The sequence below is a fragment of the Kitasatospora sp. cg17-2 genome, from assembly GCF_054031055.1.
In genome coordinates, this window is record NZ_CM132923.1 from 4,692,629 (window position 1) to 4,717,193 (window position 24,565).

At 69.2% G+C, this 24,565-nt stretch carries 14 protein-coding genes, 3 rRNA genes and 2 pseudogenes; 5 read left to right on the forward strand and 14 right to left on the reverse strand.

Annotated elements, in window-relative coordinates; genetic code table 11:
- The first annotated feature begins 91 nt into the window (after positions 1–91).
- Positions 92–1,003, forward strand: coding sequence for a LolA-like protein (locus ACW14Y_RS19780; RefSeq protein WP_380389565.1), 912 nt, complete (start codon positions 92–94; stop codon positions 1,001–1,003).
- A gap of 169 nt (positions 1,004–1,172) precedes the next feature.
- Positions 1,173–1,418, forward strand: coding sequence for a hypothetical protein (locus ACW14Y_RS19785; protein ID WP_380389563.1), 246 nt, complete (start codon positions 1,173–1,175; stop codon positions 1,416–1,418).
- A gap of 44 nt (positions 1,419–1,462) precedes the next feature.
- Here the strand turns inward: ACW14Y_RS19785 and ACW14Y_RS19790 are convergent, their stop codons facing one another.
- Positions 1,463–1,855: a metal-sensitive transcriptional regulator gene (locus tag ACW14Y_RS19790; protein ID WP_266270285.1), complete on the reverse strand. Its 393-nt coding sequence runs from the start codon at positions 1,853–1,855 to the stop codon at positions 1,463–1,465.
- 442 nt (positions 1,856–2,297) lie between these two features.
- On the opposite strand from ACW14Y_RS19790, the gene ACW14Y_RS19795 reads away from it, so the two are divergent.
- Together ACW14Y_RS19795 and ACW14Y_RS19800 are read left to right on the forward strand one after the other, a co-directional pair.
- Positions 2,298–2,918 carry a DUF47 domain-containing protein gene (locus ACW14Y_RS19795; protein WP_030312623.1) on the forward strand — a complete coding sequence of 207 codons (621 nt, stop codon included), beginning with the start codon at positions 2,298–2,300 and terminating at the stop codon, positions 2,916–2,918.
- A 5-nt stretch (positions 2,919–2,923) separates the two neighbouring features.
- Positions 2,924–3,922 carry an inorganic phosphate transporter gene (locus tag ACW14Y_RS19800; RefSeq protein WP_030397521.1) on the forward strand — a complete coding sequence of 333 codons (999 nt, stop codon included), beginning with the start codon at positions 2,924–2,926 and terminating at the stop codon, positions 3,920–3,922.
- Positions 3,923–4,098: 176 nt separating this feature from the next.
- Here the strand turns inward: ACW14Y_RS19800 and pstB are convergent, their stop codons facing one another.
- From pstB to ACW14Y_RS19865, 13 genes and pseudogenes are all read right to left on the reverse strand, one after another.
- The gene (pstB, locus tag ACW14Y_RS19805) at positions 4,099–4,875 is read right to left on the reverse strand and encodes a phosphate ABC transporter ATP-binding protein PstB (protein ID WP_030397520.1); all 777 of its coding nucleotides are present in this window, start codon (positions 4,873–4,875) and stop codon (positions 4,099–4,101) included.
- A gap of 48 nt (positions 4,876–4,923) precedes the next feature.
- A complete protein-coding gene (pstA, locus tag ACW14Y_RS19810) occupies positions 4,924–6,000 on the reverse strand; it encodes a phosphate ABC transporter permease PstA (RefSeq protein ID WP_380389561.1) in 1,077 nt (358 codons plus the stop codon).
- Positions 5,997–6,974, reverse strand: a complete 978-nt coding sequence (gene pstC / locus ACW14Y_RS19815) for a phosphate ABC transporter permease subunit PstC (protein WP_030397518.1) — start codon at positions 6,972–6,974, stop codon at positions 5,997–5,999. Before pstC ends, pstA begins: the two co-directional genes overlap by 4 nt.
- 149 nt (positions 6,975–7,123) lie before the next feature.
- Positions 7,124–8,257: a phosphate ABC transporter substrate-binding protein PstS gene (gene pstS, locus ACW14Y_RS19820; RefSeq protein ID WP_380305923.1), complete on the reverse strand. Its 1,134-nt coding sequence runs from the start codon at positions 8,255–8,257 to the stop codon at positions 7,124–7,126.
- Between the two features lie 246 nt (positions 8,258–8,503).
- Positions 8,504–8,980: an NUDIX hydrolase gene (locus ACW14Y_RS19825; protein WP_456987905.1), complete on the reverse strand. Its 477-nt coding sequence runs from the start codon at positions 8,978–8,980 to the stop codon at positions 8,504–8,506.
- A gap of 16 nt (positions 8,981–8,996) precedes the next feature.
- Complete coding sequence (locus tag ACW14Y_RS19830; RefSeq protein WP_380305919.1) at positions 8,997–10,082, reverse strand: CHAD domain-containing protein; 1,086 nt, start codon at positions 10,080–10,082, stop codon at positions 8,997–8,999.
- A 240-nt stretch (positions 10,083–10,322) separates the two neighbouring features.
- Positions 10,323–12,476: pseudogene (locus ACW14Y_RS19835) on the reverse strand (RNA degradosome polyphosphate kinase); the annotation flags it as partial.
- 343 nt (positions 12,477–12,819) lie between these two features.
- Positions 12,820–13,872: a mycothiol synthase gene (gene mshD, locus ACW14Y_RS19840; RefSeq protein WP_380389559.1), complete on the reverse strand. Its 1,053-nt coding sequence runs from the start codon at positions 13,870–13,872 to the stop codon at positions 12,820–12,822.
- Positions 13,873–13,945: 73 nt separating this feature from the next.
- Positions 13,946–14,062: ribosomal RNA gene (rrf, locus tag ACW14Y_RS19845) — 5S ribosomal RNA — on the reverse strand.
- Positions 14,063–14,147: 85 nt separating this feature from the next.
- A 23S ribosomal RNA gene (locus ACW14Y_RS19850) occupies positions 14,148–17,268 on the reverse strand.
- 278 nt (positions 17,269–17,546) lie between these two features.
- Positions 17,547–19,070 (reverse strand): 16S ribosomal RNA (locus ACW14Y_RS19855).
- Together the 16S, 23S and 5S rRNA genes form the textbook arrangement of a ribosomal RNA operon.
- Before the next feature lie 614 nt (positions 19,071–19,684).
- A pseudogene (locus ACW14Y_RS19860) lies at positions 19,685–21,046 on the reverse strand (PP2C family protein-serine/threonine phosphatase); the annotation flags it as partial.
- Positions 21,047–21,249: 203 nt separating this feature from the next.
- Positions 21,250–22,644, reverse strand: a complete 1,395-nt coding sequence (locus tag ACW14Y_RS19865; RefSeq protein ID WP_380312439.1) for an NAD(P)/FAD-dependent oxidoreductase — start codon at positions 22,642–22,644, stop codon at positions 21,250–21,252.
- Between the two features lie 532 nt (positions 22,645–23,176).
- Between ACW14Y_RS19865 and ACW14Y_RS19870 the strand changes: the two genes are divergently transcribed.
- A complete protein-coding gene (locus tag ACW14Y_RS19870) occupies positions 23,177–24,229 on the forward strand; it encodes a TetR/AcrR family transcriptional regulator (RefSeq protein ID WP_456987908.1) in 1,053 nt (350 codons plus the stop codon).
- Positions 24,230–24,565: the final 336 nt, after the last annotated feature.

Genomic DNA, 24,565 nt, shown 5'->3' on the forward strand with positions numbered 1-24,565 from the left:
GCCCCAACTCGTTTGCCCGGAAAGAGCTCTGCCCGCCCCTGGTGGTGGCCGGCGGGGCAGTCGGGCCCGAGGGGGTTTCGCGAGGATGAACATGACCGACCAGCAGCGCACCGGCCGAACGGTCGGCCGGGCCGAGCGGCGGCCGCGGCCGGCGGCGGGGGCCGTGCTGCTCGCCGCCGTCCTCACCGGCGCGGCCGGACTGGCCGGCTGCTCGCCGGACGGCGCCGGGGGCGCCTCGGCCGACCAGCAGGCCAGCAGCACCCCGGACCAGCTCTCCGCCGACCCGCTGACGGCGGTCCGCGGCACCGCGGACATCACCGGCCGGGCCGGCTCGGCGCACGCCGCGACCGAGCTGGTGACCGAGTCCGCCGACAAGAAGGCCGTCTTCACCGGCACCGGCGGCTACGACTACGTGAAGCGGATCGGCCGGCTGGAGGTGCAGGTGCCGCCCGGCGCCGCGACCACCGGCAAGATCGTCGAGGTGCTGCTGCCCGGCACCGTCTACCTCCAGAACAGCGGCGCCAAGGTGCCCGAGGGCAAGTGGGTCAAGCTGGACGTGCGCCAGCTTCCGGACGGCAACCTGGTCAGCGGCGGGGCCACCGACCCGGCCTCCGCCGCGGGCGCGCTGCGCGGGGCGCAGAAGGCCGAGGCGGTGGGCACCGAGACGGTCGACGGGGTGCCCCTGAAGCACTTCCGCGGCACCCTGGACCTCGCCAAGGCGGCCGACGCCACCGGCGGCCGGGGCGGGGACGGCCTGCGGATGGGGGCGCAGACCTTCACCGTGAAGGACGTCCCCTACGACGCCTGGCTGGACGACCAGGGCCGGCTGCACAAGGTGGTCGAGGTCTTCACCTTCGCCGGGGTGGCCGGCTCCAAGGAGCCGAAGGACCAGGTGAAGGTGGTCTCGACCACCACCCTGACCGACTTCGGCAAGCCGGTGGAGGCCGCCGAACCCGCCGCCGCGGACATCTTCACCATGAAGCCCGGTGAGAACCCGAAGTAGCTCGGCGTGGGAGGCCGCCGGTCCGGGTGGGCCCGGGAGTCCCGGAGCCCACCCGTTTCGGCGGCGCCGAGATGGCCCGTCCGTGCCATGTGGACGGGCTCCGAAGTGCCTAGGCTGGACGTCGGGTGGCTGCCGCCCGGGCTGGTGAGGCGCTGAAGGGGTGGTGCAGGTGATGGCGTCCACGGGCGACCGCAGCGGCGGCCACGACGACGCGGCCCTCGACGAGATCGAGCTGGCCGGTGAGCTGATGATCGCCGCCACGGCCAGCAGCGGTGACCGGCTGCCGACCGAGCGGATCGACGAGGTCCTGCTCGACCGGCCCGACGCCGGCCCGGCCGCCGAGGCCGCGCGGGAACTGCCGGACCCGCGCGAGCTGCCGGACCGGCAGGCGTCGCCGGACCCGCGGGACCCGTAGGCCCCGCGGCACCCGGGCCGTCCCCGCCGCCGGCCGCGCCGGGCTCAGCTGCGCAGCAGTCGGGCGATCGCCGCGGTGGCCTCGGCGACCTTGGCGTCCAGCTCGGCCCCGCCCTCCTCGGCGGCGGCGGCGACGCAGTGCCGCAGGTGCTCCTCCAGCAGGGAGAGCGCGAAGGACTGCAGGGCCTTGGTGCCGGCCGAGACCTGGGTGAGCACGTCGATGCAGTAGACGTCCTCGTCGACCATCCGCTGGAGGCCGCGGATCTGGCCCTCGATCCGGCGCAGCCGCTTGAGGTGCGCGTCCTTCTGGGCGCTGTACCCGTGCGGCCCGTGACCGGCGTGGGCACCCCCCGCGGCGTCCGGGGAGACCTCGTGCTCGCCCTGCGGTTCCGCCCCGGGCGTCTGCTCCGGCCCGGTACGCGCTTGCGTGGTGGTCATCGGCCCGCCTTCGTCTGGGTGCCTGGGTGGCTGCGTCGGCCTCCAGTGTCCAACACCCGGGCCCGTCGTGGTGTTCCTCCGCCGCCGTCGGCCCGGGACGGGGCGACGGCGGGCCGACAACAGGTCGACGGCGGGCCGGGAGCGGGCCGACAAGGGGCCGGGAGCGGCACCGGGCCGGGAGAGACCGGGTCGGGTCACGGTCGGCCCGGGGTTCCCCCGTCCGGGGAACACCCCGCCGTTCCGGCCGCACGGCAGGGGCAATCCGGGCGAGGTTCCGTCAGACTGGGGGCGCACGCCCGTACCTGTGGTGCATCGGACCCACCGCTGCGGCAGCCGAACGGAAGGGGAGGTTCCGGCTCCTTTTCGGCCACCCCGTTTGCGTTCCCACGCGCGGTTGCACCTAGCATCGTTCAGTCCCCTACCCCGCACATCGGAGATTTCCGTGCGTTTTAGCCTGACCCCGAAGGAGACGAGTTTCTACGACATGTTCGCCGCCGCCGCGGAGAACCTGGTCGTGGGCTCGAAGCTCCTGCTGGAACTGCTGGGATCAGACGTGTCGGCCCGCGCGGAGATCGTCGAGCGCATGCGCGCCGCCGAGCACGCCGGAGACGACACCACCCATGCGATCTTCCACCAGCTGAACTCGTCCTTCATCACGCCCTTCGACCGCGAGGACATCTACAACCTCGCCTCGTCGCTGGACGACATCATGGACTTCATGGAGGAGGCCGTCGACCTGGTCGTCCTCTATGACATCCAGACCCTGCCGAAGGGCATCGAGCAGCAGATCGAGGTCCTGGCCCGCGCCGCCGAGCTGACCGCCGAGGCGATGCCGAACCTGCGGAGCATGTCCAACCTGACCGAGTACTGGATCGAGGTCAACCGGCTGGAGAACCAGGCCGACCAGATCCACCGCAAGCTGCTCGCCCACCTCTTCTCCGGCCAGTACGAGGCGATCGAGGTGCTCAAGCTCAAGCAGGTCGTGGACGTCCTCGAACAGGCCGCGGACGCCTTCGAGCACGTCGCCAACACGGTGGAGACCATCGCGGTCAAGGAGTCCTGACCCCCGTGGACATGGCAGCACTCATCGCCGTCGTCGGCGTTGCGTTCTTCTTCACCTACACCAACGGCTTCCACGACTCGGCCAACGCGATCGCGACCTCGGTCTCCACCCGGGCCCTGACGCCCAGGGCGGCGCTGGCGATGGCCGCGGTGATGAACCTGGCCGGCGCCTTCCTGGGCAGCGGGGTGGCGCACACCGTCTCCCAGGGCATCATCGAGACCCCGACCGGCAACCAGGGGATGGCGATCCTGTTCGCCGCGCTGGTCGGAGCGATCGCCTGGAACCTGGTCACCTGGTACTTCGGCCTGCCCTCCTCCTCCTCGCACGCGCTGTTCGGCGGCATGGTCGGCGCGGCCCTGGCCGGCGGCACCGAGGTGATCTGGAGCGGCGTCATCGACAAGATCATCATCCCGATGATCGTCTCCCCGGTGGTCGGCCTGGTCGGCGGCTTCCTGGTGATGCTGGCGATCCTCTGGCTGTTCCGCCGGGCCAACCCGCACCGGGCCAAGCGCAACTTCCGGGTCGCGCAGACCGCCTCGGCCGCTGCCATGGCGCTCGCGCACGGTCTGCAGGACGCCCAGAAGACCATGGGCATCGTGGTGATGGCCCTGGTGATCTCGGGCCACGAGAGCCCGGACGACCCGATCCCGGTGTGGGTGAAGATCTCCTGCGCGACCATGCTCTCGCTCGGCACCTACGCCGGCGGCTGGCGGATCATGCGGACCCTCGGCCGGAAGATCATCGAGCTCGACCCGCCGCAGGGCTTCGCCGCCGAGGCCACCGCCTCGACGGTCATGTACATCACCTCGTTCGTCTTCAAGGCGCCGATCTCCACCACCCACGTGATCACCTCGGCGATCATGGGCGCGGGTGCCACCAAGCGGATCCGCGCGGTGCGCTGGGGCGTCGCCAAGAACATCGTGCTCGGCTGGTTCATCACCATGCCGGCCGCCGCCCTGGTCGCGGCGCTGGTGTACTGGTTCGTCCACCTGTTCTGGGGCTGACCCGCCGGCCGTCCGGACCCGGAACCCCGGGCACGCACGCACACGGACACGCGCACGGACGCGACAGGGCCCGCCCCCCAGATCTCGGGGGGCGGGCCCTTTTCATGCTTCGCGGCGGCACCGCCATGCAGCACCGCGAAGCAGCCTGTGACGCGCTGCCCGCGCGGTCCGGCGGTTTAGCCGAAGCGGCCGGAGATGTAGTCCTCGGTCGCCTGCACGGACGGGTTGGAGAAGATCCGCTGGGTGTCGTCGAGCTCGATCAGCTTGCCCGGCTGGCCGACGCCGGCCAGGTTGAAGAAGGCGGTGCGGTCGCTGACGCGGGCCGCCTGCTGCATGTTGTGGGTCACGATGACGATGGTGAACTGGGTCTTCAGCTCGCCGATCAGGTCCTCGATGGCGAGGGTCGAGATCGGGTCGAGGGCCGAGCACGGCTCGTCCATCAGCAGGACCTGCGGCTCGACCGCGATGGCGCGGGCGATGCAGAGGCGCTGCTGCTGACCGCCGGAGAGGCCGGCGCCCGGCTTGTTCAGCCGGTCCTTGACCTCGTTCCAGAGGTTGGCGCCCTGGAGGGACTTCTCGACCTTGTCGTCCAGCACGGACTTCTTGCGGACACCCGAGAGCTTGAGACCGGCGATCACGTTGTCGTAGATCGACATGGTCGGGAACGGGTTCGGGCGCTGGAAGACCATGCCGACCGAACGGCGGACGGCGACCGGGTCGACGCTGGTGCCGTACAGGTTCTCGTCGTCCAGGAGCACCTTGCCCTCGACCCGGGCGCCCGGGATCACCTCGTGCATCCGGTTGAGGGTCCGCAGGAAGGTGGACTTGCCGCAGCCGGAGGGGCCGATGAAGGCCGTCACCGAGCGGGGTTCGATCGCCATCGAGATGTCCTCGATGGCCTTGGTGGAGCCGTAGTAGGCGGACAGTCCGCTGACGTCGATGCGCTTGGCCATGATCGTTCGTCTTCTCTCAGTCTTCGTCGTCGTACGTCAGTCGGTCGCTCAGTGCCCGGCCTTGGGCGAACGCCAGCGGGCGATGCCCCGGGCGATGAGGTTGAGCCCCATCACGAAGGCGATCAGCACGAGCGCGGCTCCCCAGGCACGGGCGTAGCCGTACTGGTTGTTCACCTGGGAGTACTGCATCCAGATGTACATCGGCAGTGACTGCTGCGGCCCGTCGAACGGGTTGTTGTTGATGTAGTCCGCGCCGAAGACCAGCAGCATCACCGGTGCGGTCTCACCCGTGATGCGGGCGACCGCGAGCATCACACCGGTGGTGATGCCGCCGATGGCGGTGGGGATGACGATCCGGAGAATCGTCTTCCACTTCGGCACGCCGAGCGCGTACGACGCCTCGCGCAGCTCGTTCGGGACGAGCTTGAGCATCTCCTCGGTGGAACGGACCACGACCGGCAGCATCAGGATGGCCAGCGCGAGGCTGCCCGAGAAGCCGGAGTAGTTGAAGCCGAGGGCGAGGTTCCAGACGGACAGGATGAACAGACCGGCGACGATCGACGGGACACCCGTCATGACGTCGACGAAGAAGGTGACCGCCTTGGCCAGCTTGCCCCGGCCGTACTCGACCAGGTAGACGGCGGTCAGCAGGCCGATGGGCGCGGCCATCAGGCTGGCGAGGAAGACCTGCTGCAGGGTGCCGATCAGCGCGTGGTAGATACCACCGCCGGGGCCGGAGGCCCGGACGCCGCGCATGGAGTGGGACAGGAAGTTCCCGTCCACCACCTTGGCACCCTGCTGGACGGTGTAGAAGGTCAGGGCCAGCAGCGGGATCACGGCCAGGATGAAGGCGACCCAGACCACCGAGGTGGCGAGCCGGTCCTTGGCCTGGCGGCGGCCCTCGACCTGCGCCGAGAGCACGTAGCTGACGACCACGAAGAGGATCGCGGAGATCAGGCCCCACTGGAGCTTGCTCTCCAGGCCGCCGACCGCGCCGATGCCGCAGCCGAGGGCGATCGAGCCGGCCGCCACGGCGGCCGGGGTCCACTTGGGCAGCCGGTTGGCGGTCAGCGGCCGGCCCAGCGGGCGGGCGTCCGCCGGGACCGAGGTCGTTGCCGTGCTCATGCGTTGGCCCCCGAGTACTCCTTGCGGCGGGCGACGATCAGCCGCGCGGCACCGTTCACCAGCAAGGTGATGACGAACAGGACGAGACCGGAAGCCATCAGCGCGTCCCGGCCGAAGGGCTGGGCCTCGCTGAACTTCAGCGCGATGTTCTGCGCGAAGGTGCCGCCGCCCGGGTCGAGCACGTGCAGCGAGAGGACGCTGCTGGAGGAGAGCACGATGGCGACCGCGATGGTCTCGCCGAGCGCGCGGCCGAGGCCGAGCATCGAGGCCGAGATGATGCCGGGGCGGCCGAACGGCAGCACCGCGGTGCGGATCATCTCCCAGCGGGTCGCGCCGAGCGCGAGCGCGGCCTCCTCGTGCATCCGCGGCACCTGCCGGAAGATCTCACGGCTGACCGCGGTGATGATCGGGAGGACCATGATCGCCAGCAGGATGCCGACGGTGAAGAGGTTGCGCGGGGTGGTCGCCCGGGACTGGTCGAAGATGTACGTCCAGCCGAGGTAGTCGTCCATCCAGCTGGTCAGGCCCTCCAGGTGCGGCACCAGGAAGAGCGCGCCCCACAGGCCGTAGATGATGCTGGGCACGGCCGCCAGCAGGTCCACCAGGTAGGCGAACGGCTGGGCGATCCGGCGCGGCGCGTAGTGGGAGATGAACAGCGCGATCCCGATCGCCACCGGCACCGCGATCACCATCGCGATCGTCGCGCTGACGATGGTGCCGAACACCAGGACGGCGATGCCGAAGACCGGCTTCGGGGCGTCCGGCGTCCACTCGAAGGTGGTGAAGAAGTTGCCCTCGTTCTTGCTCAGGGCGATGCCCGAGCGCCAGGTCAGGAAGCCCGCGATGGCGGCCATGACCACCAGCAGCAGGATGCCCGACCCGCGGGACAGGTTCATGAAGATCTTGTCGCCGACCCGGCTGTCGCGCCGGCGGCGCTCCCCGCCGGGCGGGGCGGCAGGGGTGTTTGAAGTCATTGGTCTACTCCGGTCTGGTGGTGCGGCCCCGAGGGGGCGGCACCATGGCGGCGGTGCCCCGGACGTGGTGCGTCGGTCGGTACGTTCCGCTGGGGACGGCCCCGGCCCCCCTCGTTCACGGGGCCGCCCCAGCGGAGGGTGCTACGGGATCAGGCGAGGGCCTTGACCGCGGCGGTGACCTTGCCGGTCAGCTCCTTCGGCAGCGGGACGTAGCCCGCGTCGCCGATCGCCTTCTGGCCCGCGTCGCTGATGGAGTAGGTCAGGAAGGCCTTGAGGGCGTCCAGCGTGTCGGCCTTGTTGCCCTTGTCGCAGACGATCTCGTAGGTGACCAGGACCAGCGGGTAGGAACCCTCGTCCTTGGTCGCGTAGTCGAGGGTCAGCGCCAGGTCGCTGCCGGTGCCGGCGATCTGCGCCTTGGCGAAGGTGTTGGCGGCGTTGACCGCGGTGGCCTCGACCGGCTTGGCGGCACCGGTGTTGATCGAGGCGCTCTTCAGGTTGTTGGTCTGGGCGAACGACAGCTCGGCGTAGCTGACCGAGTTCTTGACCTGCTTCACCTGGGCCGAGACACCGGCCGAGCCGCTGGCGCCCTGGCCGCCCTTGCCCGCCCACGCCTTGCTGGCCGGGTAGGACCAGGCACCGGCCGAGGTCTTGGCGAAGTACTTGGTCAGGTTCTCGGTGGTGCCCGAGTCGTCGGTGCGGTGGAAGGCCTGGATGTCGGCGTCCGGCAGCTTGGCGCTCGGGTTCAGCGCGACGATGGCCGGGTCGTTCCACTTGGTGATCTGCGAGTCGAAGATCTTCGCGATCGTCGGACCGTCCAGGACGAGGTTGTCGACACCCTCGACGTTGTAGACGATCGAGATCAGGCCCGCGACGACCGGCAGGTTGATGCCCTGGCCACCGGTGCAGACGGCCTTGCTGGCGTCGACCTCGGCCGGCTTCAGCGCCGAGTCCGAGCCGGCGAACTGGATCTTGCCCTGGTTGAACTGCTGAACACCGGCACCCGAGCCGCCGCCACCGTAGTTGATGGTGGTGTCCTTGCAGGCCGCGCCGAAGTTGTTCTTCAGGATGTCGATCGCGTTGCCCTGGGCGGTGGAGCCGGCAGACACCAGGGGGGCCTGCTTCGGGCCGCAGTCGATCGCCGGGGCAGCGGCCGAGGAGCCGCCGGAGCCGGTCGCGGTGGTGTTGTTATCGTCCGAGCCGCAGGCCGCGAGCGACAGCGAGCTGACGAGCGCCATGGCACCGATCGCGAGGGCCTTGGAGCGGCCGTTCCGCTGGAGCTTCACAGGTGTCCCTTTCTGTGGCATTGCCCGACGCGCGGGTCGTGGCAAGCACGACGCAGCACGGGTTTTGCTGAGGTCCGGGGCCCCTTCGGCCCGCCGGTGATACCGAAAGTAAGCCGGGCAGGTGACGCGTCAGCCGGTCGTAAGTGAACGCAGAGTGAACCTCGGACGGATGACAGGAAACTACGTCAGGTAGTAACGGTTGCGTCACGGCAAGAGCGCGGGAAGATCACTTCCACGCTTCCTTCACTACTCCCGGCCCCGCGCCCGCACCGGCTTCGCGCCCAGCAGCGCCAGCAGCGCGTCCACCAACCGCCGGTCCCGCTCATGGGTCAGCCGCGCCCGCGCCTTCCCGGCCGGCAGCCACTCCAGCAGGTCGACCTCCCGGTTCGGCCGGAAGGCCCCTTCCGTCGGCACCGCCGCCCAGTACCGGACCTCCTTCGGCCGGCCCTGCGCCAGATAGTGCTGGGTCGGCAGCTCCGCCCCCAGCACACAGGAGAAGCCGGTCTCCTCCCGCACCTCGCGCAGCGCCGCCTCGACCACGCTCTCCCCGGGGTCCAGCTTCCCCTTCGGCAGGCTCCAGTCGTCGTACTTCGGCCGGTGGATCACCGCCAGCCGCGGCCGGCCCAGCCGACCGCTCCGCTTCGGACGCCCCGGCAGCCAGAGCACCGCCCCCGCCGCCAGCACCACCGGCCCGCGGCCGACCGGCCAGCGGTCCGCCGGCACCGGCCTCCCGCCCACCTCAGGCCGTCCGCGATTCCGGCGCCGACCCCCAGCCCTCGGCCGGCGGCAGCTCCAACCACGCCTCCGCCCCCGGCGGCAGCTCCGGCCAGCGCCGGCCGAAGGCGTACCGCGCCGCCTCCACCTCCAGCCGCTGGTCCGCGTGCACCACGCCCAGCACGTACGCCGTCGCCGGGGTGATCCGCGGCGTGCGCGCCGCGGTCGCCGCCGTCACCGCCGCCTCCGAGGCCTCCTGGTGCCGCAGCAGCACCTGGTCCAGGTCGTCCAGCACCGCCGACGGCCGCCCGCACACCTCCAGCGCGTACCGGGCCCGCTTCACCAGCACCCGGGTCCGGTGCCACGGCGCGTCGTCCGCGGCCAGCGCCGCGTCCGCGTCCAGCGCCCCCCGCGCACTGGGCACCGTCCCCAGCCGACGCAGCCCGTCCCCGCCGTACGGCGTCGCCGCCCGCTGCAACGGCAGCAGCTGGGTGCTCGCCGCCAGCGCCCCGAACGCCGCCGCCGCCTGCGGCATCAGCACCGCCCCGGCCCGGCCCTCGGCCTGCTTCGCCAGCGGCGCGTCCGCCACCAGCAGCGTCATCCGGTCCGCCAGGGCGTGCAGCCGCGCCGACCGCAGCTCCTGCAGCACCGTCGAGTGCGCCCTGGTCCGGGCCAGGGTGAGCTGCCGGTCCAGCAGCGCCCGCGCCTTGGGCGCCCCCGCGTGACCGGCCAGCATGCCCGGCCCCTCCGCCTCGCTGCCGCTCAGCCCGTCCAGCGCGCCCAGCAGCCGGGCCGCCCGCCGCACCAGACCCGGCTCCAGCGCCAGCAGGTTCAGCAGCCAGGACAGCTCCGCACGCGACTCCTGCACCCAGCCCGGCTCGAAGGACCCGCCGAAGGTGTGCAGCAGCCCGCCGATCCGCCGCACCGCCCGCAGCAGGTCCCCCGTGCCCGCGGCCGGGACGGCCGCCGCACCCGGTCTCGCGCCGACCTCGCCCACCGCCAGCGGCAGGGCGCGCAGGAACGCACCCGCCAGGCCGGTGAGATGGCTGGAGAGGATGTCCCCGGCGGTCGCGGTGGAGGCCGCCCGGTCCGTCATCGGCGCTTCGGTCATGGCTAGGTAGATCCCCGTTCCCCCGGGGCCGTCCCCGGGGCTGGTGGCCGACCGCTCAGCGGGTCCCCGCCGCTCAGCGGCTCGCGTCGGTGGGTCGCGCGGTCGCGTCGTCGAATCTCGTGCCGTCGTGTCCCCCGGCGGCGTGGCCCGCACCGTTCGGTCCGGTGCGGGCACGCCGCGCGGTGTCGCGGCTCACGTCGTCACGTCCGGCGTCACCGGGGTCGTGGCGGTGACCGGCGCTCATCTGGCCGCGACGGCCCGACGGCGCTGACGCGAGTCGATGAGGAGGTCCTGGACGTGCCGCAGCTGCTTGCCGTCGGCGTCCTGGGCGTGCCGGGTCCAGGACCCGTCCGCCCCGAGGTGCCAGGACTCCGTCTCGTCCGACATCCCGAGGTCGAGCAGCCCGGACAGCTCGGCCCGGTGCGCCGGGTCGGTGATCCGCAGCAGCGCCTCGATCCGGCGGTCCAGATTGCGGTGCATCATGTCGGCGCTGCCGATCCACACCTCCGGATCGCCGTTGTTGCCGAACACGAAGACCCGCGAGTGCTCCAGGAACCGCCCCAGGATGCTGCGCACCCGGACGTTCTCGCTCAGCCCCGGCACCCCGGGCCGGATCGCGCAGATGCCGCGCACCCACACGTCCACCGGCACGCCGGCCTGCGAGGCCCGGTACAGCGCGTCGATCACGGCCTCGTCGACGATCGAGTTGACCTTGAGCTTCACGTGTGCCGGACGCCCGGCCCGGTGGTTGGCGATCTCGTTGTGGATCCGCCCCACCAGACCGTCCCGCAGCCCCCGCGGCGCGGTCAGCAGCCGACGGTAGGACTCGCGGCGCGAATAGCCCGACAGCCGGTTGAAGAGGTCCGAGAGGTCCGCGCCGACCTGCGGGTCCGAGGTCAGCAGACCCAGGTCCTCGTAGAGCCGGGCGGTCTTCGGGTGGTAGTTGCCGGTGCCGACGTGCGAGTAGCGGCGCAGGGTGTCACCCTCCTGCCGGACCACCAGCGACAGCTTGCAGTGCGTCTTCAGCCCGACCAGGCCGTAGACCACGTGGCAGCCTGCCTCCTCCAGCTTGCGGGCCCACTTGATGTTGGCCTGCTCGTCGAAGCGCGCCTTGATCTCGACCAGGACCAGCACCTGCTTGCCGGACTCCGCCGCGTCGATCAGCGCGTCCACGATCGGCGAGTCCCCGGAGGTCCGGTACAGCGTCTGCTTGATCGCCAGCACGTCCGGGTCGCCGGCGGCCTGCTCCAGGAACGCCTGCACCGAGGTGGAGAAGCTGTCGAACGGGTGGTGCAGCAGCACGTCCCGCTCGCGCATCGCGGCGAAGATGTCCGGCTGCGAGGCCGACTCGACATCGCTCAGGCCGCGCGCGGTGCCCGCCACGAACTTCGGGTAGCTCAGCTCCGGCCGGTCCAGCCCGGCGATGCCGAACAGCCCGGTCAGGTCGAGCGGGCCGGGCAGCGGGAAGACCTCCGCCTCGGTGATGTTCAGCTCCCGCACCAGCAGGTCCAGGATGTAGGGGTCGATCGACTCCTCGACCTCCAGCCGCACCGGCGGGCCGAAGCGCCGCCGCATCAGCTCCTTCTCCAGGGCCTTGAGGATGTTCTCGGTGTCGTCCTCCTCCACCTCCAGGTCCTCGTTGCGAGTGACCCGGAAGGCGTGGTGGGCGAGCACCTCCATCCCCGGGAAGAGCTCCTCCAGATGCGCCCCCATGACGTCCTCCAGCGGCACGTACCGCTGCGGGGAGGCCTCCAGGAAGCGCGCGAGCGACTGCGGCACCTTCACCCGGGCGAAGTGCTTGTGCCCGGACACCGGGTTGCGCACGACGACGGCCAGGTTGAGCGAGAGCCCCGATATGTAGGGGAAGGGGTGTGCCGGGTCCACCGCCAGCGGGGTGAGGACCGGGAAGATCTTCTGCCGGAACAGCGAGTGCAGCCGCGCCTGCTCCTTCTCCGCCAGCTCCGACCAGCGGACCACCTCGATGCCCTGCGCCGCGAGGTCCGGCAGCACCTCCTGCTGGAACGCGGCGGCGTGGCGGGCCATCAGCTCGCGCGACCGGGTCCAGATGAGGTCCAGCACCTCGCGCGGCTGGAGGCCCGAGGCACTGCGCTGGGCCACGCCGGTGGCGATCCTGCGCTTGAGGCCGGCCACCCGGACCATGAAGAACTCGTCGAGGTTGCTCGCGAAGATCGCCAGGAACTTGGTGCGTTCCAGCAGCGGGATCCCCGGGTCCTCGGCCAGCTCCAGGACCCGCTCGTTGAACGCGAGCCAGCTGCGCTCACGGTCCAGGAAGCGGCCCTGGGGCAGTTCCTCGGCGTCCTGCTCGTCGGTGACGGTCGGCTCCGGCGGTATCCCCAGGGCGCTGGACATCCGCGCGGGTGGGGAGGGCGGGGCAGGGACGGGGCGGGGGATGCTCATGGGCTCCAGCTCCTCCAGCAGGACGGCGTCCGGACACGAAATGCTCTTCGAGCCGTCGCCCTCGCCCGTCGCCCACGCCCACCCACCCGGCGCGGCTGCCACAGCACCGGCCACGTGTCGGCCGACGCTGCACGAGCGAGACACTACGGACTTCATCCTGTGATCTTCGCGGCATTAATTGAATCCACGGTAAACACCGCATGGCCAGGAGGAAAGCTGAGGCGGTCGGTGCCGCGGCAGCGGGTGCACAACCGTTGCCGCGGCCTCCGTCTCTCCGCTAGGAGCCGCCGGGGCGCCCTTTTCCGACCGTCACTCTCCGTTACGCGGAAAAGGGCGGCGGAACAGCCCCGGCCGAGCCGACTCCGGCGCGGTACATCAGGTCGATTTCGTGCACGGTGAACCCGAGCCTTTCGTACACCCGCACCGCCGCCGGATTGTCCGCGTCGACGTACAGCAGCACGGTGTCCAGCCCCCGCTCGCCGGCGGCGCGACCCGTCAGATGGCGCAGGCCCGCCGCGGTCAGCGCCCGGCCCAGCCCGCTGCCCTGCTCCGCCGGATCGACGCCGACCACGTACACCTCGCCGAGCTCGGGCTCGGTCGCGGTGGCCGGGTGCACCTTCGTCCAGTGGAAGCCGACCGGCCTGCCGTCCCGGGTGGCGAGGAAGAAGCCGGCCGGGTCGAACCAGGGCTCGGCCAGCCGGTCGGCGAGGTCTGCCTCGGTCCAGGCGCCCTGCTCCGGGTGGTGGGCGAAGGCGAGCGCGTTCAGCCGGAGCCAGTCGGCGTCGTCCTCGCCGGGGCGGAAGGTCCGCAGCTCGATGCCGGCCGGGAGCGGGGCCACCTCGGTCTGCGGCCCGGTCCGGCGCATCTGCCGCAGTTCGCGGACCAGCTCGGCGCCGTACGCGTCGGCCAGGTGCCGGGCCGCCGGATGGCCGCCGTGCACCCAGAAGTCGACATGGTCCCGGCCGGCCTTCCCGGCCTCGGCCAGCACGGCGTCCACCAGCGGGCGGCCGAAGCCCTTGCCCCGGTCGGCCGGGGCGACGAGGAGCTCGGCGGCCGGGTTGGCCCCGCCGCCGTCGGGTACCTCCAGTTGGCCGTATCCGACGACGCCGGCCGCGGTGGCGTCCGGGTCGGCGGCCCGGTCGGCCGGGGGGTCAGCCGGCTGGTCGGCCAGCGCGAGGAAGTGGGTCACTCCGGGCCGGGCCGTCTCCGGGGAGCGCAGGCGGAGCCGCCCCTGCTCCGACACGGCCGCCCGGCCGTCCACCGTCCGGGCCTCCGCCAGGATCCGAAGGGCCGCGTCCCTCTGCGCCGGCCGCAGTACGTCGGAGGCGAGGACCGTGGCCGCGTCGCCCGTTGTTGCCGTTCCATCGTCCATGCCCTGACGATACGTCAACGGTCAACGCAAAGAACCCCCGTCGGTTTCCCGACGGGGGTTCTTCACAATGATTGTTCGGCGGCGTCCTACTCTCCCACAGGGTCCCCCCTGCAGTACCATCGGCGCTGTGAGGCTTAGCTTCCGGGTTCGGAATGTAACCGGGCGTTTCCCTCACGCTATGACCACCGAAACACTATGAAACTGTCAACCGCACCCACACCGTGACCAGGTATGGGGGTCGTTGTTTCAGAACAACACAGTGGACGCGAGCAACTGAGGACAAGCCCTCGGCCTATTAGTACCGGTCAACTCCACCCCTCACAGGGCTTCCATATCCGGCCTATCAACCCAGTCGTCTACTGGGAGCCTTACCCTCTCAAGGAGGTGGGAGTGCTCATCTCGAAGCAGGCTTCCCGCTTAGATGCTTTCAGCGGTTATCCCTCCCGAACGTAGCCAACCAGCCATGCCCTTGGCAGGACAACTGGCACACCAGAGGTTCGTCCGTCCCGGTCCTCTCGTACTAGGGACAGCCCTTCTCAACACTCCTACGCGCACAGCGGATAGGGACCGAACTGTCTCACGACGTTCTAAACCCAGCTCGCGTACCGCTTTAATGGGCGAACAGCCCAACCCTTGGGACCTACTCCAGCCCCAGGATGCGACGAGCCGACATCGAGGTGCCAAACCATCCCGTCGATATGGACTCTTGGGGAAGATCAGCCTGTTATCCCCGGGGTACCTTTTATCCGTTGAGCGACGGCGCTTCCACAAGCCACCGCCGGATCACTAGTCCCGACTTTCGTCCCTGCTCGACCCGTCAGTCTCACAGTCAAGCTCCCTTGTGCACTTACACTCAACACCTGATTGCCAACCAGGCTGAGGGAACCTTTGGGCGCCTCCGTTACTCTTTAGGAGGCAACCGCCCCAGTTAAACTACCCACCAGACACTGTCCCTGATCCGGATCACGGACCCAGGTTAGACATCCAGCACGACCAGAGTGGTATTTCAACGACGACTCCACCATGACTGGCGTCACGGCTTCAAAGTCTCCCACCTATCCTACACAAGCCGAACCGAACACCAATATCAAGCTATAGTAAAGGTCCCGGGGTCTTTCCGTCCTGCTGCGCGAAACGAGCATCTTTACTCGTAATGCAATTTCACCGGGCCTATGGTTGAGACAGTCGAGAAGTCGTTACGCCATTCGTGCAGGTCGGAACTTACCCGACAAGGAATTTCGCTACCTTAGGATGGTTATAGTTACCACCGCCGTTTACTGGCGCTTAAGTTCTCAGCTTCGCCCCGACGAATCAGAGCTAACCGGTCCCCTTAACGTTCCAGCACCGGGCAGGCGTCAGTCCGTATACATCGCCTTACGGCTTCGCACGGACCTGTGTTTTTAGTAAACAGTCGCTTCTCGCTGGTCTCTGCGGCCACCCCCAGCTCTGGCAGCAAGTGCCGTCACCAGGAATGGCCCCCCTTCTCCCGAAGTTACGGGGGCATTTTGCCGAGTTCCTTAACCATAGTTCACCCGAACGCCTCGGTATTCTCTACCTGACCACCTGAGTCGGTTTGGGGTACGGGCCGCCATGAAACTCGCTAGAGGCTTTTCTCGACAGCATAGGATCATCCACTTCACCACAATCGGCTCGGCATCAGGTCTCAGGCTATTGTTGTGCGGATTTGCCTACACAACGCCCTACACCCTTACCCCGGGACAACCACCGCCCGGGCTGGACTACCTTCCTGCGTCACCCCATCGCTCACCTAGTACAGACTTGGATCAGCGGCTCCACCACGTCCCTTTGTCCGAAGACTCCGGGTGGCTTCACGGCTTTAGCATCACCTGGTTCAGCGTTGGCGCTTCAAAGCGGGTACGGGAATATCAACCCGTTGTCCATCGACTACGCCTGTCGGCCTCGCCTTAGGTCCCGACTTACCCTGGGCAGATCAGCTTGACCCAGGAACCCTTGGTCAATCGGCGCAAGAGTTTCCCACTCTTGTATCGCTACTCATGCCTGCATTCTCACTCGTGTACCGTCCACGACTGGTTTCCACCGCCGCTTCACCCGGCACACGACGCTCCCCTACCCATCACAGCAGGCGTTGGCCCTTCATGCTGCAATGACACGACTTCGGTGATGTGCTTGAGCCCCGCTACATTGTCGGCGCGGAATCACTTGACCAGTGAGCTATTACGCACTCTTTCAAGGGTGGCTGCTTCTAAGCCAACCTCCTGGTTGTCTCTGCGACTCCACATCCTTTCCCACTTAGCACACGCTTAGGGACCTTAGTCGGTGTTCTGGGCTGTTTCCCTCTCGACCATGGAGCTTATCCCCCACAGTCTCACTGCCACGCTCTCACTTACCGGCATTCGGAGTTTGGCTAAGGTCAGTAACCCGGTGAGGCCCATCGCCTATCCAGTGCTCTACCTCCGGCAAGAAACACGTGACGCTGCACCTAAATGCATTTCGGGGAGAACCAGCTATCACGGAGTTTGATTGGCCTTTCACCCCTAACCACAGGTCATCCCCCAGGTTTTCAACCCTGGTGGGTTCGGTCCTCCACGAAGTCTTACCTCCGCTTCAACCTGCCCATGGCTAGATCACTCCGCTTCGGGTCTTGGGCATGCAACTGTATCGCCCTGTTCGGACTCGCTTTCGCTACGGCTACCCCACACGGGTTAACCTCGCTACACACCGCAAACTCGCAGGCTCATTCTTCAAAAGGCACGCAGTCACGAGACACACAGCAAGCTGCATGTCCGACGCTCCCACGGCTTGTAGGCACACGGTTTCAGGTACTATTTCACTCCGCTCCCGCGGTACTTTTCACCATTCCCTCACGGTACTATCCGCTATCGGTCACCAGGGAATATTTAGGCTTAGCGGGTGGTCCCGCCAGATTCACACGGGATTTCTCGGGCCCCGTGCTACTTGGGAGTTCTTCAAACGAGCCGTACAGATTTCGCCTACGGGGGTCTTACCCTCTACGCCGGACCTTTCGCATGTCCTTCGACTACCTGTACGGTTTCTGACTCGCCGACCGGTAGGCAGACCGGTCAAGAAAAATCCCACGACCCCGTATCGGCAACCCCTGCCGGGTCTCACACCAATACGGTTTAGCCTCATCCGGTTTCGCTCGCCACTACTCCCGGAATCACGGTTGTTTTCTCTTCCTGCGGGTACTGAGATGTTTCACTTCCCCGCGTTCCCTCCACATACCCTATGTGTTCAGGTATGGGTGACAGCCCATGACGACTGCCGGGTTTCCCCATTCGGAAACCCCCGGATCAAAGCCTGGTTGACGGCTCCCCGGGGACTATCGTGGCCTCCCACGTCCTTCATCGGTTCCTGGTGCCAAGGCATCCACCGTGCGCCCTTAAAAACTTGGCCACAGATGCTCGCGTCCACTGTGCAGTTCTCAAACAACGACCAGACACCCACACTCAGCAGCCCGAAGACCACCTCGCATGAGACCGGCATCTCTGAAGCAACAGCCATACGGCCGTTCCCTCAGGACCCAACAACGTGCCCGACACCCAGGACCCATCAACCACGTTCCACGCCGAAGCAGTACTTGCAGCAGTTGATCCTGTGTGCCGAATAGTCAACGTTCCACCCATGAGCAACCGTGCAGGACATTCGCCTGCAAGCGGCATATTGCTCCTTAGAAAGGAGGTGATCCAGCCGCACCTTCCGGTACGGCTACCTTGTTACGACTTCGTCCCAATCGCTGGTCCCACCTTCGACGGCTCCTCCCCTTACGGGTTAGGCCACCGGCTTCGGGTGTTACCGACTTTCGTGACGTGACGGGCGGTGTGTACAAGGCCCGGGAACGTATTCACCGCAGCATGCTGATCTGCGATTACTAGCAACTCCAACTTCATGGGGTCGAGTTGCAGACCCCAATCCGAACTGAGGCCGGCTTTTTGGGATTCGCTCCGCCTCGCGGCATCGCAGCCCTTTGTACCGACCATTGTAGCACGTGTGCAGCCCAAGACATAAGGGGCATGATGATTTGACGTCGTCCCCACCTTCCTCCGAGTTGACCCCGGCAGTCTCCTGTGAGTCCCCATCACCCCGAAAGGCATGCTGGCAACACAGAACAAGGGTTGCGCTCGTTGCGGGACTTAACCCAACATCTCACGACACGAGCTGACGACAACCATGCACCACCTGTATACCGACCACAAGGGGGCGACTATCTCTAGCCGTTTCCGGTATATGTCAAGCCTTGGTAAGGTTCTTCGCGTTGCGTCGAATTAAGCCACATGCTCCGCTGCTTGTGCGGGCCCCCGTCAATTCCTTTGAGTTTTAGCCTTGCGGCCGTACTCCCCAGGCGGGGAACTTAATGCGTTAGCTGCGGCACCGACGACGTGGAATGTCGCCAACACCTAGTTCCCAACGTTTACGGCGTGGACTACCAGGGTATCTAATCCTGTTCGCTCCCCACGCTTTCGCTCCTCAGCGTCAGTAATGGCCCAGAGATCCGCCTTCGCCACCGGTGTTCCTCCTGATATCTGCGCATTTCACCGCTACACCAGGAATTCCGATCTCCCCTACCACACTCTAGCCTGCCCGTATCGAATGCAGACCCGGGGTTGAGCCCCGGGCTTTCACATCCGACGCGACAGGCCGCCTACGAGCTCTTTACGCCCAATAATTCCGGACAACGCTCGCACCCTACGTATTACCGCGGCTGCTGGCACGTAGTTAGCCGGTGCTTCTTCTGCAGGTACCGTCACTTGCGCTTCTTCCCTGCTGAAAGAGGTTTACAACCCGAAGGCCGTCATCCCTCACGCGGCGTCGCTGCATCAGGCTTTCGCCCATTGTGCAATATTCCCCACTGCTGCCTCCCGTAGGAGTCTGGGCCGTGTCTCAGTCCCAGTGTGGCCGGTCGCCCTCTCAGGCCGGCTACCCGTCGTCGCCTTGGTAGGCCATTACCCCACCAACAAGCTGATAGGCCGCGGGCTCATCCTGCACCGCCGGAGCTTTACACCCGGGACCATGCGGTCCCGGGTCATATCCGGTATTAGACCCCGTTTCCAGGGCTTGTCCCAGAGTGCAGGGCAGATTGCCCACGTGTTACTCACCCGTTCGCCACTGATCCACCCCGAAGGGCTTCACCGTTCGACTTGCATGTGTTAAGCACGCCGCCAGCGTTCGTCCTGAGCCAGGATCAAACTCTCCGTGAATGATTACCCGTAATCGGGTCAGCACTCGCGTCGAGCGGCACGGCAACCACCGGAATAGGGCGGTCCCGCGCACTGCGTCCTCGCTAGTGTTTTACTTCAAAAGGAATCTCCAACCCCGGAACAAGTCCGAGGCCGGGGATGTCAACATATCTGGCGTTGACTTTTGGCACGCTGTTGAGTTCTCAAGGAACGGACACTTCCTTCAGGCGGCTTTCACACCGGCCCTCCGGGCGCTTCGTTCTTTCGTGTTCCCAGCTTATCAGATGTTTTCCGTGCCGTTCCCGGCGCTTCCTTCATCCAACTCGCTGGTGTCTTCTGCGGCTTGACGCCCCGTCCGACGTTTCAAACTCTAGCCGATCCCCGCTCCGAAAAGCGAATCCGGCCGCAATCCCTGAAAGCAGGCACACCTAATAGACCCTGAGCCGGAACGTATCGAAAGAAATAACGACACGCCTCGGCCCGTACCGGGAAAAGGTGGTGTTTCAGAGGATTGGCTGCCGCGGGACCGTCCGCGCCGATGCGTGTCCGGTGCTCCCAGCCAGGCAGCTCGAAGAACACTAGACCTCTTGGGAGACCACGTCAACCGCGGGTGTCCGTTCGGGGGACTCCTCCTCGGCCGGCAGCTGGAAGGCGAGGACCGCGACGTCGTCGTCGTGCTCGGAGGTGACGCCCATGGCGCGCAGCAGACGGGCGCAGACCACGTCGGGGGCGCCGACCGCTCCGGTGAGGGTGCGGGCGAGCAGGTCGAGGCCCTGGTCGATGTCCTCGTCCCGGCGTTCGACCAGTCCGTCCGTATAGAGGACGCCGGTGGTGCCGGGCAGCAGGCGGAGGGTGTGCGAGAGGTGGACGCCGCCACCGGTGCCCAGGGGCGGGCCGTTCTGCTCCTCGCTGCGCAGGACGGTGCCGTCGGGGCAGCGCAGCAGCATCGGGAGGTGGCCGGCGGAGGCGTAGCCGAGCGTCCGGCGCTGCGGGTCCCAGACGGCGTAGGTGCAGGTGGCGATCTGGTTGGCGTCGATCTCCATGGCGAGACCGTCGAGCAGGCTCATCACCTTGTGCGGCGGGAGGTCGAGGCGGGCGTAGGCGCGGACGGCGGTGCGCAGCTGCCCCATGACGGCGGCGGCCCGCAGGCCGCGGCCCATGACGTCGCCGATGACGAGCGCGGTGCGGCCGCCGTCGATGGCGATGACGTCGTACCAGTCGCCGCCGACCGCGGCCTCGGCGCCGCCCGGTTGGTAGGTGGCGGCGACCCGGAGGTCCGCGGGCTGGTCGAGCTTCTGCGGGAGGAGGCTGCGCTGGAGGGTGACGGCGGCCTCGCGCTGGCGGCGTTCGGACTCCCGCAGCCGGGCTGCGGCGAGGACCTGGTCGGTGACCTCGGCGGCGAAGATGAGGACGCCGGAGGTGGGGTCGTCACCCGTGGGAGTGGCGTCGACGGCGGTGGGGGCCGTGCCGGGGGCACTCGTCGGGGTGGATCCGGCCGGGTCGCCGGAGTCGCGGGTGAGCGGCACGCAGGACACGTTGTAGTAGCGGTTGCCGGTGAGGCCGAGGATGCAGCGGGCCTTGACGCTGCGCGGGCTGCCGCCGCGGATCACCTGGTCCATCAGGGGCAGGACGCCGAGGGTGCCGAGTTCCGGCAGCGCGTCGCAGGCGGGCAGGCCGGTGGGGCGGTCGCCGAAGAGTTCGCGGTAGGCGCGGTTGGCGTAGCCGAGCTGGTGCAGCGGCCCGTAGGTGACGGCGACGGGGGCGGGGATGCGGTTGAGGACCTCGCGCAGGTCCTGGGGCCGGTGGGGGTCGAGCACGCCGGTGGGGTCGAGGGCGTCCGGGATGTCGACCGGGCCGGTGGGGCTGGTGGGGTCGCGGGGGCCGGGCACCACGACGGCGTCGCCGGACGGCGTGCCGCGGTCGGTGCCGGCCCCGGACGGCGGGGTGGCACGCCACGGGACTCCGGTGAGCCGGGCGCTCCAGCGCATGAGGTTCAAACGACGGCCGCTTCCTCGGGTTCCAGGCATATCATCACTTTTTGTGCACTCGTCAGCACACGGGGTAATGACTCGGTCGGGCAGATCCTGTCAGGCGGAGGCCCGATTCCGGAAGTCGCCCGCGCCGGGCGCGGTCCTCGGGTCGACTCCGGGGCCGGGCCGGTACTCCGAGCGGGCGGCGGCGACGGGGCCGCCGGACCGGCTCACAGCGGCCGCCCGTCGGCCGGCTCCGGCCGGTCCGGCTGCTCGGGCCGGCCGATCGGGACGACCTCGCGGGAGAACAGCCCGGCCAGCGCCCAGTCCACGAGGATCCGGACCCGGCGCTCGCCGCTCGGCAGCCGCCGCAGGTGGCGGGCCCGGTGCAGCCACCAGGCCCGGCGGCCGGTGAGCCGCCCGCCGCCCCGGGTGTGGGCGACCGCGCGGCCCAGGCCCAGCGAGGTGGAACAGGCCGGCGGGCCCGGCAGGTAGTCGGCGATGCCGGACGCGTGCGGGCCGCCGTCCAGCGCGACCAGCACATTGGCGGCCAGAAGCTCCGCCTGGGCGAAGGCGTGCTGGGCGTTCGGCGCGCAGGGCGCCCCGTCCGCGTGCGGGTCGGGCACGGCCGCGCCGTCGCCGGCGGCCCACGCGCCGGGCAGCGCGCGGCCGTCCGGGCCCAGCACCTGGAGGGTGGGCAGGCAGCGGACCCGGCCGGCGGTGTCCAGCGGGAGGTCGGTGTCGCGCAGCAGCGGGTTGGGGCGCACCCCCGCCGTCCAGACCAGGGTGCGGGCCGCGAACCGGCTGCCGTCGGAGAGCGCCATCACCCCGTCGGCGGCCGACTCCAGGGTGGTGCGCAGCCGGACGTCCACATTGCGCTCGCGCAGCTGGTCCAGGGTGTGCGCGGCGAGTTCGGGCGACTCCTCGGTGAGGATCCGGTCGGTGGCCTCGACCAGGACCCAGCGCAGGTCCTCCGGGGTGGTGTGCTGGTGGCCCCGGACCGCGTACCTGGCCATGTCCTCCAGTTCGGCCAGCGCGCCGACGCCCGCGTAGCCGGCGCCGACGAAGACGAAGGTGAGCGCGGCCTGGCGGAGCGCCGGGTCGCGGGTGGTGGCGGCGAGGTCGAGCTGTTCCAGGACGTGGTTGCGCAGGCCGACGGCCTCGCCGACGGTGGAGAAGCCCCGGCCGTGCTCGGCCAGTCCGGGCACCGGGGCGGTGCGGGAGACCGATCCGGGGGCCAGCACCAGGACGTCGTAGTCGAGTTCGACGGGCGCCGGCGGTTCGCCCGGGCCGGCCGCGTCGGCCCAGGCCCGGCGGGAGGCGTGCTCGATCCGGGTGATCCGGGCGGTGAGCACCTTGCACTCGGTGAGTTCGCGACGGAGCGGGACGACCACGTGGCGGGGGTCGATGGTGCCGGCCGCGACCTCGGCGAGCAGCGGGTGGTAGGTGAGGTAGGCCTGCGGCTCGACCAGGGTGAGGTGGACCTCGCCGCGGCGGAGCCGCTCGCGCAGGCCGCGCTGGAGGTGCAGGGCGGTCGACATGCCCGCGCACCCGCCGCCGACGATCAGGATCCTGATGGCGCACCTCCTGTCGATGGGCTCCGTGGCCCGCCTTCGACCGGGCATGCCCCCATCACGCCCACCAATAAAGGACCGCCGGAGCCCTCTTGTCCACCGTCCGTGCTGTGGCGGACGGGGCTCTTGGGGCCGGAAGGGGACAGAAGTACTGCCGGGGTGAGTTTCTGACGCACTTTCGGCCTCGAACGGCGGTGAACTATGGTCGGATTGTGTGGCGGCGCGGCCACTGCCATGTCAACTGGTGGCGACGCACCGTGGATCGGTCATTACGGCCAGTTCTAGTGTTGGCGGGAGAACCCGACTGCGGGACCGTGATCCGGGGAAGGGTAGTTCCCGGACAGGGCCCCGAACGGGCGTCGACGCGCCGGCCCGATCGCAGCGATCGGCCCGGCGGCGCCCTCCGGAGCGGGGTCCGGGTGGACCTGCGCGCGGCCGCACCCGCGGCCGGGCGGCACCCGGGCGGCACCAACGGCACGAGCGATGGGTCATCGGTCATTTCTTTCAGGCGTAGCTGCACCGGGGGGTGCAGGGGCGGGCGACGACAGGGTCCGGAACCGGACGCCTGCGGGGGAGAGTTGGGATGATGGAACAGGAGCGACTGTTGGGGCGATCGGGTGCGGCACACCCCGGCCAGGGCGTGGTGCCGGAGCAACGCGGCCCGGCCGAGGCCGCCGGTCCACCGGGGGCGGCGTACGCGGCCGTCCCGTACCGGGGCGGCGAGGCGGCACAGGGCGGCGGGCCGTCCCCGGGCACCCGGCTGCGGGTCGACGCGCGGCGGAACCTGGAGAGCGTGCTGCGCGCGGCGCGCGAGGTGTTCGGCGAGTTCGGCTACGGCGCGCCGATGGAGGAGGTGGCGCGGCGGGCCGGGGTCGGCGTGGGCACGGTGTACCGGCGCTTCCCGAGCAAGGAGGTGCTGGTCCAGCGGATCGCCGCCGAGGAGGTCGCCTGGCTGACCGCCCAGGCCCGCGACTCGCTCTACGGCGGCGCGGGTGCCTGGGAGGCGCTGGCCGGCTACCTGGCGCGCGCGGTGTCCACCGGGGCCGGGCGGCTGCTGCCGCCGGAGGCGTTCCGGTACGCCGAGGAACTGGGGCGGGTGCCCGAGCAGCGTTCGCCGGACCCGGTCGGGTCGGGCAGCGCGTTCGGCTCCGCGCGGTACGAGCCGACGGCGACCGGCCTGCCCGGGGCGGCGTACGGTTCGGCGCCCGGTCCGCTCGGCGGTCCGGTGCCGGGGCAGGTGTCCGGCGAGGCGGCCGGAAGGCCCGTCGCGGCCGGTGCCGGTGTCGGGGCGGCGACCGAGGGCGAGATCGCGGTCCTGGCGGCCGACGCGGACCCGCGGCTGCTGCTGCAACTGCTCGCGGCCCTGGTGGCCCGCGCGGGTGCGGCCGGCGAGCTGCGGCCCGGAGTGACCGTCGCGGACGTGGTGCTGGTGCTGACGGCGTCGGTACCGGTGCACGCCTGGCGCGGCGGGCCGCCGGCCGGCCCGGTCGTGGCGGGCTCGGCGGCCGGTCCGGTGCCCGCGGGCACCGGGGACGCCCCGCAGCCGACGGACGGCCAGCAGGCGGACGGTCAGTCCGCCGAGGGGCCTTCCGACCGGCTGCTGCAGATCCTGCTCGACGGCCTGCGGGCCCGCTGAGCCGGACCGCACCGGGACCCGGAGTCCGGCGCGGGCAAGGAGGTTCGGTGAGCGGGGCGGACGGCTCCGGGCCGTTCGCCCGGGGCGGGCGACGCCGCCCCGGGACGCCGTGCGCGGGGCGAACACATCCGCGACGGCCCCACGGAAGAGTGGGTCACGGCCGGTCCGGCTACCGCCCAACTCTGCGCTATGCCATCCTTTGCCCGTGGTTGGAGCCAATGTCCCGATGCGCGCCGTTCGCGCGCCCTCGGCGCCGTGCGGCGGAGAATCGTGCGCCCACGCACTCCCGCGCGCCCTGCCACACTACGGGGGCTGTCGTGGAGTCTGGGGTCCGTT

Bases quoted from the DNA above. Each gene is read 5' to 3' on its own strand.
- ACW14Y_RS19865 (WP_380312439.1), bottom strand. From the start codon at position 22,644: ATGCCCGGTCGAAGGCGGGCCACGGAGCCCATCGACAGGAGGTGCGCC.
- ACW14Y_RS19780 (WP_380389565.1), top strand. From the start codon at position 92: ATGACCGACCAGCAGCGCACCGGCCGAACGGTCGGCCGGGCCGAGCGG.
- mshD (WP_380389559.1), bottom strand. From the start codon at position 13,872: ATGGACGATGGAACGGCAACAACGGGCGACGCGGCCACGGTCCTCGCC.
- ACW14Y_RS19830 (WP_380305919.1), bottom strand. From the start codon at position 10,082: ATGACCGAAGCGCCGATGACGGACCGGGCGGCCTCCACCGCGACCGCC.
- pstA (WP_380389561.1), bottom strand. From the start codon at position 6,000: ATGAGCACGGCAACGACCTCGGTCCCGGCGGACGCCCGCCCGCTGGGC.
- pstC (WP_030397518.1), bottom strand. From the start codon at position 6,974: ATGACTTCAAACACCCCTGCCGCCCCGCCCGGCGGGGAGCGCCGCCGG.
- ACW14Y_RS19870 (WP_456987908.1), top strand. From the start codon at position 23,177: ATGATGGAACAGGAGCGACTGTTGGGGCGATCGGGTGCGGCACACCCC.
- ACW14Y_RS19790 (WP_266270285.1), bottom strand. From the start codon at position 1,855: ATGACCACCACGCAAGCGCGTACCGGGCCGGAGCAGACGCCCGGGGCG.
- pstB (WP_030397520.1), bottom strand. From the start codon at position 4,875: ATGGCCAAGCGCATCGACGTCAGCGGACTGTCCGCCTACTACGGCTCC.